This window comes from Blastococcus colisei, assembly GCF_006717095.1.
Classification (GTDB): Bacteria; Actinomycetota; Actinomycetes; order Mycobacteriales; family Geodermatophilaceae; genus Blastococcus_B; species Blastococcus_B colisei.
In genome coordinates, this window is the sequence record NZ_VFQE01000002.1 from 587,150 (window position 1) to 603,988 (window position 16,839).

Sequence of the window (16,839 nt, forward strand, 5' to 3'; positions counted from 1 at the left end):
ATCTGCGGAGGATGGGAGATTCGAACTCCCGAGGGGTTGCCCCCAACCCGCTTTCCAAGCGAGCGCCATAGGCCACTAGGCGAATCCTCCAGTGCACCGGCGATGCTACCGGGCGCTGCCCCGAGGACGACGGTGCGGTCGGTCCCCGGGACGTCGTGGGCCTCCGGCGACCGCCGGGCGCGACGGACCGAGCGCGGTGCGGCATCCTGCACCGCAGCGGTTGATCATCCGGCCGCAGGGGAAGGGTCGCCAGGCGCGGGACGGCGAGATCCGCGCACGGGCGAGCGAGAGGAGGCAGGACATGAGCGAGTCGGACAGCGGGTCGAATGAGGTGCGGCCGGAAGTGGTCGCGGCGATCGTCGGCGTCCTCCGGGGTGACGACACGGCCGATCTGCCCCAGGGCGCCACCGCCGCCGAGAAGGCGGCGGCGAAGGACGCCTACCTCTCGGAGTTCCTGGCCGAGCGCGGCAAGCGGGACCGCCAGTCCCACGCCTGGGAGCTGCTGCTGACCCGCAGCTACGACGAGCCGCCCACCTGGAAGCAGATCTTCGACGACCTCTCCCCCGAGGTGCACGCCGAACTCGGCGAGCTCTACGACGCCCTGCCGGCCGGCGCCCAGGAGGAGTACGCGCGCCGGTTCGGAGTTCCGTCCACGGTCTGACCGCCGACGCGCCCACCGTCCGACGACCGCAGAGTCCATGACCCGACCCGTGACCACGCCCGGCCGCCTCGTCGCCGGGCGCTACCGCCTGCAGTCTCAGCTCGGCGGAGGTGGCATGGGCACGGTCTGGCTCGCCCGGGACGAGCGGCTCGGCCGGCAGGTGGCGATCAAGCAGGTGCTGACGCCGGTCGGGATGAGCGCGGAGGAGACCGACCAGCAGCGCCAGCGCGCCCTCCGGGAGGGCCGGATCGCCGCGCGGTTGAGCCACCCCCACGCGATCTCGGTGTACGACGTGGCGCTCGAGTCGGGCCAGCCGTGGCTGGTGATGGAGTACCTGCCCTCGCGCAGCCTGGCGGGGGTACTGACCGAGGACGGCGTCCTGCGCGCCGACCAGGTCGCCCAGATCGGCGCGCAGGTGGCCGACGCGCTGGCCGCCACGCACGCGGCGGGCATCGTGCACCGCGACGTGAAGCCGGCCAACATCCTCATCGGCGAGGGCGGCCGGGTCGAGGGCCTGGTGAAGATCACCGACTTCGGCATCTCGCACGCCAGCGGCGACATCACGCTGACCCAGACCGGCCAGATCACCGGCACCCCTGCGTTCCTGGCACCCGAGGTCGCCCAGGGGCACGAGATGACGCAGGCCAGCGACGTCTTCTCCCTCGGCGCGACGCTCTACACCTGCGTCGAGGGCCAGCCGCCGTTCGGCATGGAGGACAACGCGCTCGCCATGCTCCACCGCGTGGCCGGCGGCGCCATCGTGCCGCCGCGCAGGGCCGGCTCGCTGACGGAGCCGCTGCTGCGGATGCTGGCCGCCGACCCCGCCGCGCGGCCGACCATGCCCGAGGTGCGCGACGGGCTGGCGAAGCTGGCCGCCGGACGGGACGGGAACACCACGACGGTCCTGCTCGCCCGCACCGACCTGCGGTCCGCGCCGGGCCGGGCGCGGACCGCCGCCTTCCCGGCCGGTCCGATCACCCCGGCCTCGTCGCCGCCGACCCGCACCAGCCCGGCGCCCGAACCGGCCTCCGAGCGGGAGCCGACCGCGCCGGCGGCGGGAGCGGCCGCCGCAGGAGCAGCCGGTGCCGGCGGCGATGCCGGTACCTCCGTCGGGAACAGGCCGCCCGTCCAGCCGCCTCCCGGGCCGCCACCGCGGCCGCCGGCCGGCCGCACCGAGAAGCGCCGGCGCGGCATCTGGGTCGGCGCTGCGCTGGTCGCGGCCCTGCTGGCCGGGCTGATCGCCGTCCTGGTGATCGACCCGTTCGGGGACGACGGCGGGACGGAGGCCCAGGAGTCGCCGGCGGTGACCACCTCCGCGGCGCCCTCGACGTCCGCCGAGCCGGAACCCGAACCCGGACCCGACCCCGAAGTCGACCCCGAACCTGCTCCCGGGAACGGGAACGAGCCGGACGACGAGGCCGAGGAGGATCCGCTCGCGGCCGACAACATCGAGGACTTCCTCGACGAGTACCACGAGCTCGTGCTCGAGGACCCCGTGGCCGCCTACGCCCTCACCGGCCCGACGCTGCGCGCCAACATCAGCCAGGCCGACTACGTCGAGTACTGGGGCGCCTTCGAGGACGTGCGCCTGAGTGACGTCCAGGCGGTCGACGGGCAGAACACCGCCACCGCCACCCAGGAACTGGTGTACCCCGGTGGCGGGAGCGAGGTCTACCAGCGCATCTTCACGCTGCTCGTCCGGGACGGGCAGCTGATCCTGGACAGCGACTTCCCCGTCGAGTGACCCCGGAACGGCGACGGCGGCGCCCGACGGGTGCTGGACCCGGTCGGACGCCGCCGTCGTGGTGCTTGGCGGTGGCGGTGGGATTTGAACCCACGGAGGGGGTTGCCCTCACACGCTTTCGAGGCGTGCTCCTTCGGCCGCTCGGACACGCCACCGCCGAAGAGACTACAGGCCTCGCTGAGCGCGGAAGAACGCACGTAGCAGCGTGGCGGACTCCTCGGCCCGGACGCCCGCGGTGACCTCCGGCCGGTGGTTGAGCCGCCGATCCCGGACGACGTCCCAGAGGGAACCCGCGGCGCCCGCCTTGGGGTCGTCGGCGCCGTAGACCACCTGGTCCACCCGGGCAAGGACGCTCGCCCCGGCGCACATCGTGCACGGCTCGAGGGTGACCACCAGCGTGCACCCGGTGAGCCGCCAGCCGTCTCCGTGGACCTGCGCGGCGGCCCGCAGGGCCAGGACCTCCGCGTGCGCCGTCGGGTCCCCGCGCTTCTCCCGCTCGTTGGCGGCTCCGGCGAGCAGTGCGCCGCCCGGTCCGAGGACGACCGCGCCGATCGGCGTGTCCCCCCACTCCTGCGCCGCGGCAGCCAGCTCCAGGGCGCGGCACATCGCGGCGTCGATGTCGGCGGTCACGAGCGCCCACCTGCGGAAGCTTGTGCTCTGCTTACAGCTGTAAGCAGAGCACGAGCGTGCCGAGGTAGGTGTCTCACTCGGCGCCGTCCAGCGGGAACCCGACCAGCCCCGACAGCTCGGCCAGCGCGGCGGCCGGCTCGACGACCTTGATGGTCGAGAAGCCCAGCGCCCGGGCCGGCTTGAGGTTGATCCCGAGGTCGTCGAGGTAGGCGCAGTCGCCCGCCTCGATGGGACGGCCGACCGCCTCCGACAGCCGGGTCAACGCCCGCCGGTAGATCTCCGGCTCCGGCTTGCGCACGCCCTCCACCGAGGACTCGACGATCGCGTCGAACAGGCCGAGCAGCTCGCCCAGGGCGCCGACCCGCTCCATCGGCGCCACGTTGTTGGACAGCAGCGCCAGCGGCAGCCCGGCCTCGCGCAGCCTGCGCACCGCGACGACCATCGCCGGCCGCAGCTCTCCGCGCAGCGCGGCCAGCACCCGCGCGGCCTCGACGCGGTGGCCGGCGGCCAGCGCCTCGGCCTCGAACGCGGCCGAGAACCCGGCGACGTCCAGCTCGTTGCGCTCGAAGCGTGCCCAGGCATTGCTGTCGGGATCGGTGGAGTTCAGCCGCACGATGACCCCCGGTTGCAGGCCGGCCTCCTCCTCGTAGGCGGCGAACGCCGTCATCGGACTCTCGGTGAGCACCCCGCCCAGGTCGAAGACCACCGCGGAGACGGTCCCCCCGCCGACGTTCACGGGGCCACCGCCGCGGCCAGCTCGTCGCCGAACCCGAGGCGGGCGGCGATCCGCTCCACCATCTCGTCGGCCCAGAGGTCGTCGGCGGTCACGATCGCCCGCAGCTCGTCGTGCGGCAGCCCGTCGTCGGCGAACACGTCCAGGTCACCTCCGGGCCAGCCGGACTCGTCGTCGTCGAAGGCACCGTCGGTGTCCACGCCGATGCCGTAGCGCTCGACCACCTCGGCGGCGAGCACCCACTCGAGCATGGTCGCGTCGGAGATCAACGCCCGCACCATCCCGCCCGGCCCGTGCCGCAGGACGACGAAATAGAGCCGGGAGTCCACGACGACCACGAACGGTGGCGGCCACCCGTCGGCCCCGGGCTCACCGAGGGCGCGCTCGAGCACCGGCAGCTCGTCCCCGGCGTCCTCGGCCAGCAGCTCGACCCGCCACCGGTCGCCCGGCCGGCTGACCCGGACGGCGAAGCTGGTCCGCACTCCTGGGGAACTCATCGCCTGCGCAGCACGGTCAGCCCGTCGGAGACCGGCAGCAGCACCGTCTCCCAGCGCGGGTCGGCGGCCAGCCCCCTGTTCAGCTCGGCCAGAGCGACGTCGTCCTCGTCCTGCGGGTCGAGCACGCGGCCGCCCCGCAGCGTGTTGTCCAGCAGCACCACACCGTTGTCCGTCATCCGGGCGTACAACTCCTCCACGTAGGCGGCGTATCCGGTCTTGTCCGCGTCGACGAAGGCCAGGTCGAAGGCATCTTCGGCCGGGAGTGCCCGCAGCGTCGGCAGAGCCTCGCCGAGGCGCACCTCGATGCGATCGGCGAGGCCGGCCCGCTCCCAGTAGCGACGGGCCACGGCGGTCCACTCGGCGCTGCGGTCGAGGCAGAGCAGGGAGCCGTCCTCCGGGAGGCCGCGGGCGATGCAGAGCGCCGAGAAGCCGGTGAACGTTCCGATCTCTATCGCCCGGCGGGCACCGACGGCCCGGGTGAACAGCTGCATGAACGCGCCCTGCTCGGGCGCGATCTGGTAGGTCGGCGACGCCTCGCCGCGGGCCGCCAGCGCAGCGGTCTCGGCCAGCAGATCGTCGACGACGTCGTCGACCGGCTCGGACACGGCGCGCACGTAGTCGGCGAGCTCCGGCGTCAGGAGGAACGAACGCGGCGTCATAGCCTGTAGATCATGGCCGATGCCGCAGGACCCGGTGCCGCACCGGCCCCCCGCTTTCCCGTGCCGACCATGCCCGCCCCGCCGGTCGGCGTCGTCGGACTGGGCCAGCTCGGGGGCTCGCTGGCCGCGGCGCTGGTCGCCGCGGGCCGTCCGGTCCAGGGCTGGGACGTCGACCCCGCCGCCCGGGATGCCGCCGCGGCGCGGGGTGTGCAGATCACCCGGGAACTGTCGGGCGTCGTCGTCCTCGCCGTCCCGCTGACGGCCATGGCCGGTGCGCTCGACGGCCTGACGATCGACCCCGATGCCACCGTCACCGACCTGGGCTCGGTCAAGCGTCCGGTCCTCGAGAGCGTCGGCCGCACGCTCGGCGGTCGCTACGTCGGCGGTCACCCGATGTGCGGCACGGAACGCTCCGGCCACGCCGCCGTCGACCCCGGACTGTTCACCGGCGCCCGATGGGCGCTCTGCCTGGAGCCGGACACGGAGCTGCCGCGCTGGCTGCGGGTCGCGGAGGTGGCCATGGCCGCCGGCGCGGAGGTCGTCCCCGTCACGGCCACCGAGCACGACGACGCCGTCGCCGCGATCAGCCACGTCTCCCACCTGCTCGCCGCGGCCCTCGCCGCAGCGGCCGCGCAGGCCGGACCGCTCGCCCTGGCGCTCGCCGCCGGCAGCTTCCGCGACGGCACCCGGGTCATAGGGAGCGACCCCGCCTTCGTCCGGGCGATGGTCGAGGGCAACGCGGGGCCCACCGCGAGCGCACTGGCCCGCGTGCACCAGCAGCTCGCCCGCCCGTGGGCGGAGCTCGTCGCCGACGGGCACGCCGTCGTCACCCGGCAGGGGGGACGACGGACGGTGCGGGTGCCGCTGGACCGGGCCGCTCTGCTGTCCCTCGGCCGGGCCGGCGGCGCGGTCACCCACCGGCTGGCCGCCTTCGTCGAGGGCTGGGTACCCGAGGACAGGGCACCGGAGGACAGGCTGCCCGACCGGGCGTGACGGGTCCGCTGTTTCGGCCGGTCCTCGGCGGGCAGGGTGTCGGCATGGACGAGACCGACATCCTGAGCCGCATCCACTCGCTGGTGGACGAGGAGCACAAGCTCCGCGAGAACGCGGAGCACACCGACGAGACCCGTGCCCGCATGGACAAGCTCGAGGCGGACCTGGACCAGTGCTGGGACCTGCTGCGGCAGCGGCGGGCGAAGCGGCAGTACGACGAGAACCCCGACGAGGCGCAGGTCCGCCCCGAATCGACCGTGGAGAGCTACCTCCAGTAAGGCCCCCTTTCAGGGCCCACCCTGAGCGTGCGAAGGGTGGGGAGGAAGGGGGTCCTTTCTCAGACGAGAAGGGCCGTCTTCAGGCCGTCCGCTGCGCCGGCCGCCGGTGTTCGGTGCCCAGCAGGGCCAGCTGCCAGAGCAGCCGGGACCGGGGGTCGGTGATCTTCCGGTCGGTCACCGCCTCGATCCGCCGCAAACGGTGCATGACCGTGTTGCGGTGGCAGTAGAGCGCGTCGGCGGCCCGGGTGGGTGAACCGTCCGAGGCGAGGAACGCCGCGAGCGTGTCCAGCAGCACCTCGCGCTCGTCCTCCGGCAGCTCCAGCAGCCCGCCGAGGGACTGCCCGACCAGCCGTGAGCTGATCTCCGGCGAGTTGCTCAGCAGCGCCTCGGGCAGCCGCTCGTCGATGGTCACGACCCGCGGGCTGCCGGCCGGCAGGGTCCGTGCCGCGGCCTCGGCCAGCCGGTAGGCCGACCCGGCGGCCGCGGCGCCCTCGACGACGGCCGAGACACCGACGGGCCCGCCGGCCATCGTCCGCAGCCAGTTCATGACCTCGCATCCCGGCAGGGTGCCCAACGCCACGATCCCGACCTGGGCCCCGTTCCGACCGCCCCACACCGAGCGGATGCCGCGCTTGAGCAGGGCTGCCGTCGGCGAGTCGAGGGACGGGGTGCCCTCCGGTTCCGGCAGGGCGACGACGGCCACCAGCCGGCCGTCCAGCGGGATGGCGAGCAGATCCGACGCCGTCCGGACGAATGCCGGGTCGCCGCCGCGCCCCTCGAGCAGCCCGTCGAGGATCTGCTGGCGAGCGCCGTCGTCCACCCCGGCCAGGCGCCGCTGCTCCTCGCGGTACCCCTCGGCGACCGCGGCGCACTCGGCGTCGTTGGTGCGCCACACCGATCCCGCGACCTCCAGCAGCAGCGTGTCGTGCTCGCGGGTGCTGCGCCGGGAGACGTCGAGCAGCGCCTCCCAGGTGACCTGCCCGCCCAGCCGGTAGGCCCGCAGCACCGCTTCCAGGGGCATCCCCTGGGCCGCGCGCCTCCGGCCGACGTCACGGGCGTCGCGCAGCGAGGTGCGGGTGTTGCCGGACGCGGCACCGATCAACCCGTGCAGGCCTCGCTCGAGGTTGGCTCGGGTGCTGGCCCGCATCTGCTCCTCGTCGCGACCGAGCAGCTCGCGATAGGCCGGCTCCGTGCGCAGCAGGACGTCGATCATCCGGTCGGTCATGGCATCGAGCTGATCGAGCAGCAGCGGGGCCAGCTCGGCCAGCCGGGCCGCGACCTCGGGCCGGAACGGCTGCACTCGATCACCTCCTCGTAACGCGCCGCACCCAGCACAACACGAGGTTGCGATCACTGTGCGATCAGCCCATTGTGACGACGAGCACGGCCCGGCAGGCTCAGCGGGACGTACTCGTGACCCAATCGTCGCCGACAGGTTCTCCGGTCGGTCGACGACCCCTCCCCGACGAAGAGGAGCAGTGGGCCCCTTGGCGCAGCCGCCTCCGCACTCCGGCAGCCAGCCTTCTCAGGACAGAACGCCCACAGCACGGCTCGAGATGAGCGGCATCAGCGTCGCCTTCGGCGGCGTCGCCGCGCTCACCGATGTCTCGCTCACCGTGGAGCCAGGGCAGGTGCACGGGCTCATCGGCCCGAACGGCGCCGGCAAGACGACGCTCTTCAACGTCGCCTGCGGCCTCGTCCGCCCCTCCGGCGGCCGGATCACCTGGCGGGACCAGGAACTGCGCCGGCTCAAGCCCAGCCAGCTCAGCGGCCTGGGCATCTCCCGCACGCTGCAGGGAGTCGGGCTGTTCGCCGGCATGACCGTCCTCGAGAACGTGATGGTCGGTGCACACCGGCACGGACGGGCGGGCTTCCTCTCCGCGCTGCTCGCCCTCCCGACGTCCGACAAGGACGAGCGACAACTCCGCGAGCGGGCACAGAAGGCGCTGGTGGAGCTGGGCGCCGAGGACTACGCCGGCCGCTACCCGGGCAGCCTCCCGTACCCGGTGCAGAAGCGGGTGGCGCTGGCCCGTGCGCTCGTCTCCGATCCCGACCTGCTGCTCCTCGACGAGCCGGCGTCCGGCCTGGCCGAGGACGAGATGCACGAGCTCGGCGAGCTGATCCGTTCGCTCTCCTCCCGGATGAGCGTCCTGCTGGTCGAGCACCACATGGACCTGGTCATGCGGGTGTGCGACCGGATCACCGTCCTGGACTCGGGCGAGCAGATCGCGGCCGGCACCCCGGCCGAGGTCCAGGCCGACCCGAAGGTCACCGAGGCCTACCTCGGGGACGAGGTCGTCGAGACCGACGCCGCGGAGCTCACCCGGACCGACGGAGGTCGCAATGCCTGACGCCCACGGCAGTACCGCGGTCTCCGCGGGCGCCGGCACCGCGACCACCCCCGGGACGGCGCTCCTCGAAGTGCACGGTCTCACCTCCGCCTACGGCCCGGTCCGCGCGCTGGACGGTGTCACCCTCAGTGCGGAGGTCGGCCGGATCACCGCGGTCCTCGGCGCGAACGGCGCCGGCAAGACCACGCTGCTGCGCACGATCAGCGGTCTGGTCCGTCCGCAGGCCGGCAAGGTCGTCCTCGACGGGGAGGACATCACCAAGGCCCCGGTCGAGGCGATGGTCAGCAAGGGGATGTCGCACGTCCCCGAAGGCCGCGGCGTCATCGCCGAGCTGACCGTGGACGAGAACCTCCGGGTCGGGTCGCTGTTCCGCGGCAAGGTCGGCAAGGACGAGTTCGACCGGGTCTTCGACTTCTTCCCGCGGATCGCCGAGCGGCGGAACAATCCCGCGCACACGCTCTCCGGCGGTGAGCGGCAGATGCTGGTCATCGGGCGCGCACTGCTGGCCAAGCCGCGCATCCTGCTGCTCGACGAGCCGTCCCTGGGCCTGGCCCCGCGGATCGTCGCGCAGATCTTCGGGCTGCTGCGCCAGCTGGTCGACCGGGAGGGCCTGTCGGTGCTGCTCGTGGAGCAGAACGCCCGCAGCGCCCTGTCGGTGGCCGACGTCGGCGTCGTCCTCAACCTCGGGAAGGTCGTCGTCACCGACGACGCCCGGACGCTGATGGCCGACGAAGGCCTCCGGCACGCCTACCTCGGCTTCTGACCCGCCCCGCCCCTCCGGTCAAGGAAGGCACACTTCGTGCAGCAGTTCGTGAACGTGACCCTCACCGGGTTCACCCAGGGCATGATCTACGCGGCGTTCGCCCTCGCCCTGGTGCTGATCTGGCGGTCCACCCGGATCGTCAACTTCGCGCAGGGCTCGATGGCGGCCGCCACCGCGTTCATCGCGCTGGCGCTCATCAACGCCGGGCTGTCCTACTGGATCGCCTTCGTGGTGGCGCTGGCAAGCGGCTTCCTCCTCGGCGCGATCGTCGAGCGGGTCATCATCCGGCCGGTCGAAGGCGGCCCCGAGCTCAACGCGGTCATCGTGACGCTGGGCCTGTTCGTCGCGATCCAGGCCAGCATCGCGATCATCTTCGGTTCCTCGTTCCAGTCGTTCCCGACGCCATTCGGCGTCCGCGGCTTCGAGCTCGGCGACAACACCATCGCCCTCACGCCCACGAGCCTCTACATCATCGGGTCCGTCCTGATCACGATGGCTCTGCTGGTGGCCCTCTTCCGCTTCACGAGGGTCGGTCTGGCCATGCGCGCCTCGGCGTTCGGCCAGGAGGTCGCCCGGCTGCTCGGCGTCAAGGTCGGCCGCATGCTCACCCTGGGCTGGGCGCTGGCCGCCGTGGTGGGCTCCCTCTCCGGGCTGCTCATCGCGGGCGGCGGATTCGTCTACCCGGCCTACATGGACAGCCTGATCGTGTTCGGGTTCGTCGCCGCGGTGCTCGGCGGCCTGGACTCCCCCATCGGCGCCGTCGTCGGCGGACTCATCCTCGGCCTGGCCCTGAGCTACGTCAGTGGCTACGCCCCCCGCGGCAGCGCGCTGGTCAACATCGCCGCCCTGGTGATCCTGATGTTCGTCCTGCTCGTCCGACCCGGCGGCCTCTTCGCCAGCAGCACGGCCCGGAGGGCATGACGATGAGCGAGTCGCAGACGCCCCTGTCCACGTCCGGCCCGGACGGCGCCGGGAAAGCGACCGACGACGCGCCGGCGAAGGCCACCGCCGCCGCGAACGCGCCCTCCGCGCAGGCCACCGGTGGGCGGTCGTTCCTGCCGAAGTCGACGCTGCTGCGCCACCTGACCGTCGTGCTCCTGGCCGTGGTCGGAGCGGTGATCCTGCTGGAGATCACCGACCCGTTCACCAACTCGCAGCTGGCCACCCTGTCCTACTACGCGATCGCCGCGGGCGGGCTCACGGTGCTGACGGGCCTCAACGGGCAGATCTCCCTCGGCCACGGCGCGCTCATGGCGGTCGGCGCCTACACCACGGCGCTCTTCCTGCAGGCCGAGGAGCCGATCGCCCTGCCGCTGATCCTGCTCGTCGCGACGGTGACGGCGACCGTCGTCGGCGCGCTGGTCGGCGTGGCCGCCGCCCGGCTGCACGGCCCCTACCTCGCGGGTGCCACGCTCGCCCTCGCGGTCGGTCTGCCCGGGCTGGCCATCTACTTCCACGACACTCTCGGTGGGGAACAAGGCATCCGTGTCCGTGCACCGCGCCCGCCGGAGAGCTTCGAGACCTTCATCGGCTGGGTCTCGGGCAACTCTGCGACCGGCACGAAGTGGCTGGCCTACGTCGGGGCGATCTGCCTGATCCTCACCTATTTCCTCCTTGCCAACCTGGTGCGCAGCCGCATCGGCCGCACCTGGCGGGCGGTGCGCGACCAGGAGGTCGCCGCCGAGCTGGCCGGCATCAACCTCGGCGCCTGGCGAGTGCTGGCCTTCATCGTGAGCGCCGCCGCCGCCGGGCTGGCGGGCGGTGTGCTGGCGCTGGTCGTCCGGCTCGCCGCACCCAGCGGATTCACCCTCGTGCTCTCGCTGGCGCTGCTGACCGCGATCGTGCTGGGTGGTCTCGGCAGCCTGCTGGGGGCGCTGCTCGGGTCGGCGCTGCTGGTCTTCCTGCCGCCGTTCGTCACCAACCTGGGCACCGACTTCGGGCTCAACAACACCGAGGCCGCGCAGCTGGCGCCCTTCGTCTACGGCGTCGTCCTCATCGTGGCGATGATCTTCGCCCCGGCAGGCTTCGTCGGCACCATCCGCCTCCGCTGGCTGACCTACCGGGCGAAGCAGCGAGCGGCGGCCGCCCGCGCCTCGAGCGGGAGGTGAGGACGTCCCGATCCGTCCGCCCCACTCAGCGCACTGCCGATAACCAGACTCCCGGGCACCGATGCCCGGGCCGCACCAGAGGAGAACTGTTGTCCAGATCCTCCCGACGACTTGTGACTGTTCTCGCCACAGCCACCGTCGCCTCCACCGTTGCCGCCTGCGGCGGCGGCAGTGACGGCGGCGGAGGCGGTGGCGGTGGCGGGGGCGAGAACGAGGCCTCCGACATCGGGATCACCGAGAACTCCATCAAGCTCGGCGCCCACTACCCGCTGACCGGTGTGGCCGCCCCCGGCTACAGCGAGATCCCGACCGGCGTCGAGGCCTACTTCGAGTGCCTCAACCAGGCGGGCGGGGTCAACGGCCGCGAGGTGGAGTTCATCTACCGCGACGACGCCTACAACCCCACCCAGACCAGCCAGGTCGTGAACCAGCTGGTGCTCGAGGACGAGGTTTTCGCGATCATGGGCGGCCTCGGCACGCCCACCCACAGCGCCGTCCTCGACTTCCTGAACAGCGAAGGCGTGCCGGACCTGTTCGTCGCGTCCGGCTCGCTGCTGTGGGGCGAGGACCCGGAGGCCAACCCGTACACCTTCGGCTGGCAGACCGACTACATGAGCGAGGGGAAGATCATCGGCGAGTACATCGCCGAGGAGTTCCCGGACGCCAAGGTCGGTCTCTTCCTCCAGGACGACGACTTCGGCGAGGACGGCGAGGCCGGCATCCGCCAGTACATCGACGACCAGATCGTCGCCGCGGTGCGGTACGTGCCGGGCAACACCAACATCGCCCCGCAGATCTCCGAGCTGCAGGCGGCCGGAGCCGACTTCGTCGTCGGCTTCAACGTGCCGAGCTACACCGCCCTGTCGCAGCTGACCGCGCTGCAGCTCGGCTACCAGCCGCAGCAGTGGTTCTACTCCAACGTGGGTTCTGACCCGAACCTGGTCGGCTCGCTGCTGGCCCGCTTCTCCCAGGGCGCGGTGAGCGACGCCAGCCTGCTCGACGGTGCGCTGACCACCGGCTACCTGCCGACGGTCGACATGACCGACAACCCGTGGATCCAGGAGTTCCAGCGGATCTGGGACGAGTGCGGTGGCGAGGGTGAGCTCACCAACTACCGCGTCTACGGCATGTCCCAGGCCTACACGACGACTCAGGCCCTGCAGGCCGCGGGCCAGAACCCGACCCGCGACGGCCTGGTCGAGGCCATCGAGACCGCCGGCGCCGACTGGGAGGGCCCGGTGTTCGCGCCGTTCCGCTACTCCGAGGACAGCCACATGGGGACCAGCGGAATGTCGATCGAGCGCATCGTCGGCAATGGCTCCGAGGAGGTGCAGCCGGTCCGGGTGACCGACATCGGTGACGCCCCGATCGAGGAGTTCGACGGCGAGGCCGCCACGCCTCCGGAGAACGCCATCCCCGACGAGGAGTCGGTCGTCGACTGAAAGAGGACCCCGTCCTCCTCACCCTTCGCAAGCTCAGGGTGAGCCTCTGGACGGGGCCAACGGCGGGCCGCCGGTCTCCTTCGGGAGACCGGCGGCCCGTCGCCTTTCCCGGGCTCGGGCTGCGCGGGCCGTCCGCACGACCGATGATCAACTCGGACGGCCGACGGCGCGTGCCCCGTACCGGGATCGCGTCCAGGCAACGCCGCACGGATGAGGAGCGACGATGACGCAGGCGACCGGACAGATGCGGATGGCGCGGACGATCCGGCGGGCCGTCGTCACGGGCGGCGCCGGGTTCCTCGGCTCCCACCTCTGCGAGCACCTGCTCGAGCGCGGTGTCGAGGTGGTCTGCCTGGACAACTTCCTCACCGGCTCGCCGGAGAACGTGCGGCACCTGATGGAGCACCCCGGCTTCCGGCTGGTCCGCTGCGACGTCACCGACTTCGTGCACGTCCCCGGCCCGGTCGACCTGGTCCTGCACTTCGCCTCGCCGGCCAGCCCGATCGACTACCTGAAGATGCCGATCGAGACCCTGAAGGTCGGCAGCCTCGGCACCCTGCACACCCTCGGGCTGGCCCACGAGAAGGACGCCCGTTACGTGCTCGCCTCCACCTCCGAGGTCTACGGCGATCCCCTGGAGCACCCGCAGCGCGAGGAGTACTGGGGGAACGTCAACCCGATCGGGCCGCGCGGTGTCTACGACGAGGCCAAACGGTTCAGCGAGGCCATGACCACCGCCTACCGGACGTCGAAGGGCACCGACACCGGCATCGTCCGGATCTTCAACACCTACGGACCGCGGATGCGCGCCGACGACGGCCGCGCCATCCCGGCCTTCGTCTCGCAGGCGCTGGACGGACGGCCACTGACCGTCGCCGGCGACGGCTCCCAGACGCGGTCGATCTGCTACGTCGACGACACCGTCCGCGGCATCCTCGCGCTGGCCTTCTCCCACCACGCCGGGCCGGTGAACATCGGCAACCCCGACGAACTCTCCATGCTGCAGCTGGCCGAGCGGATCGTGCAGATGACCGGCTCGAGCTCCCCGATCAGCTACATCGATCTGCCGGTGGACGATCCGAAGGTCCGCCGTCCCGACACCACCCGCGCCGAGCAGCTGCTCGACTGGCGGCCCGCGGTGCCGTCTGACGAGGGTCTGCGCCGGACGGTCGACTGGTTCGCGGCACAGCGCGACAGCGCTGCTCTGCGCGCCGGGTGAGCGAAAGGCCACACGGAGTTCGCTTCCCGGCCATCTAGGCTGTCGGTGGCGGACTCGGGGGAGCCGCACACCCCCCGAGTCGACCACAGAGAGCGAGCATGGGCCGCCACGCCGATCCCACTGCAACACGCCGCTGGGCGCCCCTCCCCCTCCTCGTCGCTGCCGGCGTCGTCGTCCTGCTGGTCGCCGGTGGGCTGGTCTGGGGGCTGACCGGCTCCGAGGCCTGCGAGACCCGCCGGACCGTCGCCGTCACGGTCGCCCCCGAGCTCGGACCCCTCGCCCAGGACCTCCTGGCGCAGCCGGTGCAGCTCGACGGCGGCGTCTGCGCGGTGGCCGAGGTGACCGCGCAGCAGCCGCTGCAGACCGTCGGCGACCTGGCCGCCCTGGACGCCGAGGCCCTGCCCGACGTGTGGGTGCCCGACTCCTCGCTGTGGGTCGCCCGCGCCGGGGACGCGTCCCTGGAGGCCGTGGGCTCGTTCGCCTCCTCTCCCGTGGTGCTGGCGACCAGCCGGGAGGCGGTCGAGTCGCTGGGCTGGGCCGGCACGGCACCGGGCTGGGGGCAGGCCCTCGCCGGCGAGCAGCCCCTGACGGTGCCCGACCTCGCGACCAGCGCCGAGGGGCTGGCCGCGCTCGGCGCCGTCCGCGGCGCTCTGGGTGCTGGTGAGGACGCCGACAACGCCGTCGTCCAGGCCGTCCTCGCTGCTCAGCGTGGACCGGCGATCTCGGCCGTCGACGGACTCGCCGCCGGCCGGGACGGCGGCGCGGACGCCCCTCTCGTGCCGGTGAGCGAGCAGGAGGTCTACATCTCCAACCAGGCCTCGGACCAGGAGGCCCAGGACTCCTCTCTGGTCGCCGTCTACCCCGCCGAGGGCAGCCCGTCGCTGGACTACCCGATCGTGCGGGTCGGCTCCCCGTCCGGGGATGCGGCCACGGCGGTCGAAGCCATCGTGCGCCGGCTGACGTCGGACACCGCGCGCACCGCCGCCGTCGCCGCGGGTTTCCGCGACCGCGACGGCTCGGCCCCCGTGGACGCCGACGAGGCAGGCATCCAGCGGGCGGCCCCCACGGCGCTCGAGCTGGACCCGGCCGCCGTGCAGGCGCTGCTCGCGCGGCTGTCCAGCCTCGCCTCGCCGTCCCGCATCCTGGCGGCCTTCGACGTGTCGACGTCCATGGAAGCCCCGGTCGGCGCCGGCACCCGCGCCACCCTGGCCCGCGACGCCGCCAAGGCGACGCTCTCCCTGGTGCCCGGCGACTACGCGATCGGCCTGTGGGCGTTCGCCTACCAGCTCGAGAACGGCCAGGACTGGACCGAGCTCGTCCCCACCCGCGAACTGGACGCCGACGTCGAGGGCCGGCCGCAGCGGGAGATCCTCGACAGCCAGCTCGACACCATCCCGGGCCGGCTGACCCCGGGCGGAACGGGGCTGTACGACACCACTCTGGCCGCGGTGCGGGTCGCGCGGGAGAACTACGACCCCACCGCGGTCAACAGCGTCCTGGTGCTCACCGACGGCACCAACGAGGACGACGAGGCGGGCATCACCCTGGACAACCTGCTCATCACGTTGGCGGCCGAGGCGAACCCCGAACGGCCGGTCAAGGTCATCGGTGTGGCGCTGGGCCCGGACGCCGACCTCGCGGCCCTGGAGCAGATCGCCGAGGCGACCGCCGGCGCGGCCTACTCGGCGGTCGACCCGGCCGACCTGCAGACGGTCCTCTTCGACGCCCTGCGCCAGCGCGACTAGACGAAGGACCCCGTCCCTCTCACCCCTCGCACGCTCGGGGCGAGCCTCCGGACGGGGCCGCGGGGATCACCTCGTCGGCAGGGCGTCGAGAGCGCGCAGCACCTCGTCGACGGTCACCTTCGCCAGCGCCGGGTCGAGCTCGGTGCCCCACGGGTCGCCGGCACCGTCGCCGTGCCAGAGGACGACGTGCAGCGGCCCGTCGTTCTCGTGCCGGACCGGCGGACCCCACAGCGCCGGCGACACCGGCCCGAACAGCACCACCGACGGGCGGCGGTAGGCGGTGGCGAGGTGGGCGACGCCGGTGTCGCCGCAGACCACGACCCGCGCGGCAGCTACCACGGCGGCGAGCTCCAGCGAGGACGTCCGGCCGGCCAGCACCGCCTCCTCCCCCAGCCCGGCCAGCCCGGCGACCGTGGCCGCCAGCTCGACCTCCGTCGGCCCGCCGGTGATCCGGACGTCGTGCCCGAGGCCGGCCAGGTGCCGGGCGACAGCGGCGAACCGGTCCGGCGGCCAGCGCCGTCCCGGGTAGGCGGCGCCCGGATGCACCACGGTGGCCCCCGCGACGGGCGGCGGCACCGGCGGGACGGCGAGGTCGAGGGCGTCGGGGTCGGCGGCGACCCCCAGCCCCTCGGAGACCAGCCGGCACCAGCGGTGCACCTCGTGCTCGTCGGCGTACCAGGCCGGCCCCGGGTAGCCCGGGCTGTCGAAGGTGAGCAGCCGCGCCGGCTCCAGCTCGGCGACGATCGCGTGGGAGGCGGGGCCCTTGCCGTGCAGGTCGACGGCGAGCTCCGGTGACGGACCGGTCCAGTCCAGCGGTTCCAGCTCGCGGGCGGGCAGCACCTCGTCGACGACATCGATCAGCTGGGCGAGGGGCTCCAGCGCGGCCGTCGTCGCCAGGACCAGCCGGTGGTCCGGGACCGCCGACCGGATCGCCCGGATCGCCGGGACGCCGGTCAGCAGGTCGCCCAGACCCAGCGGCCGCAGCACCACCGCCCGAGGGGCAGTTATGGCCATTT

At 72.9% G+C, this 16,839-nt stretch carries 17 protein-coding genes and 2 tRNA genes; 11 read left to right on the forward strand and 8 right to left on the reverse strand.

Annotated features, from left to right (window positions below; all coding sequences use genetic code 11):
• Nucleotides 1–5: 5 nt before the first annotated feature.
• Nucleotides 6–90, reverse strand: a tRNA-Ser gene (locus FHU33_RS22280).
• A gap of 211 nt (nt 91–301) precedes the next feature.
• Between FHU33_RS22280 and FHU33_RS22285 the strand changes: the two genes are divergently transcribed.
• Together FHU33_RS22285 and FHU33_RS25560 are read left to right on the forward strand one after the other, a co-directional pair.
• A complete protein-coding gene (locus FHU33_RS22285) occupies nt 302–661 on the forward strand; it encodes a hypothetical protein (RefSeq protein ID WP_142027755.1) in 360 nt (119 codons plus the stop codon).
• Between the two features lie 37 nt (nt 662–698).
• A complete protein-coding gene (locus tag FHU33_RS25560) occupies nt 699–2,405 on the forward strand; it encodes a serine/threonine-protein kinase (protein WP_211355324.1) in 1,707 nt (568 codons plus the stop codon).
• A 66-nt stretch (nt 2,406–2,471) separates the two neighbouring features.
• Here the strand turns inward: FHU33_RS25560 and FHU33_RS22295 are convergent.
• The 5 genes from FHU33_RS22295 to FHU33_RS22315 form a co-directional block, all read right to left on the reverse strand.
• A tRNA-Ser gene (locus tag FHU33_RS22295) sits at nt 2,472–2,560 on the reverse strand.
• Nucleotides 2,561–2,570: 10 nt separating this feature from the next.
• A complete protein-coding gene (locus FHU33_RS22300) occupies nt 2,571–3,035 on the reverse strand; it encodes a nucleoside deaminase (RefSeq protein WP_211355325.1) in 465 nt (154 codons plus the stop codon).
• Between the two features lie 73 nt (nt 3,036–3,108).
• A complete protein-coding gene (locus FHU33_RS22305; protein WP_142027756.1) occupies nt 3,109–3,771 on the reverse strand; it encodes an HAD family hydrolase in 663 nt (220 codons plus the stop codon).
• Entirely contained in the window at nt 3,768–4,265 is a 498-nt protein-coding gene (locus tag FHU33_RS22310; RefSeq protein ID WP_142027757.1) for a tRNA adenosine deaminase-associated protein, read from the reverse strand. Before FHU33_RS22310 ends, FHU33_RS22305 begins: the two co-directional genes overlap by 4 nt.
• On the reverse strand, nt 4,262–4,924 hold the full coding sequence (locus FHU33_RS22315; RefSeq protein WP_142027758.1) for an O-methyltransferase: 663 nt from the start codon (nt 4,922–4,924) through the stop codon (nt 4,262–4,264). The genes FHU33_RS22310 and FHU33_RS22315 overlap by 4 nt, the downstream gene beginning before the upstream one ends.
• Nucleotides 4,925–4,936: 12 nt before the next feature.
• Between FHU33_RS22315 and FHU33_RS22320 the strand changes: the two genes are divergently transcribed.
• A complete protein-coding gene (locus FHU33_RS22320) occupies nt 4,937–5,917 on the forward strand; it encodes a prephenate dehydrogenase/arogenate dehydrogenase family protein (RefSeq protein WP_142027759.1) in 981 nt (326 codons plus the stop codon).
• Nucleotides 5,918–5,961: 44 nt separating this feature from the next.
• The gene (locus tag FHU33_RS22325; protein WP_142027760.1) at nt 5,962–6,195 is read left to right on the forward strand and encodes a DUF2630 family protein; all 234 of its coding nucleotides are present in this window, start codon (nt 5,962–5,964) and stop codon (nt 6,193–6,195) included.
• Between the two features lie 79 nt (nt 6,196–6,274).
• Here the strand turns inward: FHU33_RS22325 and FHU33_RS22330 are convergent, their stop codons facing one another.
• Nucleotides 6,275–7,495 (reverse strand): PucR family transcriptional regulator, encoded by a 1,221-nt coding sequence (locus tag FHU33_RS22330; protein ID WP_142027761.1) that lies wholly within the window; start codon nt 7,493–7,495, stop codon nt 6,275–6,277.
• Between the two features lie 256 nt (nt 7,496–7,751).
• On the opposite strand from FHU33_RS22330, the gene FHU33_RS22335 reads away from it, so the two are divergent.
• The 7 genes from FHU33_RS22335 to FHU33_RS22365 all read left to right on the forward strand — a co-directional run bounded on the left by FHU33_RS22335 (nt 7,752) and on the right by FHU33_RS22365 (nt 15,823).
• Nucleotides 7,752–8,546, forward strand: a complete 795-nt coding sequence (locus FHU33_RS22335; RefSeq protein ID WP_170182630.1) for an ABC transporter ATP-binding protein — start codon at nt 7,752–7,754, stop codon at nt 8,544–8,546.
• Complete coding sequence (locus FHU33_RS22340) at nt 8,539–9,309, forward strand: ABC transporter ATP-binding protein (protein WP_142027763.1); 771 nt, start codon at nt 8,539–8,541, stop codon at nt 9,307–9,309. The genes FHU33_RS22335 and FHU33_RS22340 overlap by 8 nt, the downstream gene beginning before the upstream one ends.
• A 36-nt stretch (nt 9,310–9,345) precedes the next feature.
• The gene (locus FHU33_RS22345; protein WP_142027764.1) at nt 9,346–10,230 is read left to right on the forward strand and encodes a branched-chain amino acid ABC transporter permease; all 885 of its coding nucleotides are present in this window, start codon (nt 9,346–9,348) and stop codon (nt 10,228–10,230) included.
• 2 nt (nt 10,231–10,232) lie between these two features.
• A complete protein-coding gene (locus tag FHU33_RS22350) occupies nt 10,233–11,417 on the forward strand; it encodes a branched-chain amino acid ABC transporter permease (RefSeq protein WP_142027765.1) in 1,185 nt (394 codons plus the stop codon).
• Between the two features lie 113 nt (nt 11,418–11,530).
• Complete coding sequence (locus FHU33_RS22355) at nt 11,531–12,859, forward strand: ABC transporter substrate-binding protein (RefSeq protein ID WP_142027766.1); 1,329 nt, start codon at nt 11,531–11,533, stop codon at nt 12,857–12,859.
• Nucleotides 12,860–13,082: 223 nt separating this feature from the next.
• The gene (locus FHU33_RS22360; protein WP_246064121.1) at nt 13,083–14,078 is read left to right on the forward strand and encodes a UDP-glucuronic acid decarboxylase family protein; all 996 of its coding nucleotides are present in this window, start codon (nt 13,083–13,085) and stop codon (nt 14,076–14,078) included.
• 98 nt (nt 14,079–14,176) lie between these two features.
• Complete coding sequence (locus FHU33_RS22365; RefSeq protein WP_142027767.1) at nt 14,177–15,823, forward strand: VWA domain-containing protein; 1,647 nt, start codon at nt 14,177–14,179, stop codon at nt 15,821–15,823.
• A gap of 66 nt (nt 15,824–15,889) precedes the next feature.
• On the opposite strand, the gene FHU33_RS22370 is transcribed toward FHU33_RS22365, so the two are convergent.
• Nucleotides 15,890–16,813 (reverse strand): glycosyltransferase family 9 protein, encoded by a 924-nt coding sequence (locus FHU33_RS22370; protein WP_246064123.1) that lies wholly within the window; start codon nt 16,811–16,813, stop codon nt 15,890–15,892.
• Between the last annotated feature and the right edge of the window lie 26 nt (nt 16,814–16,839).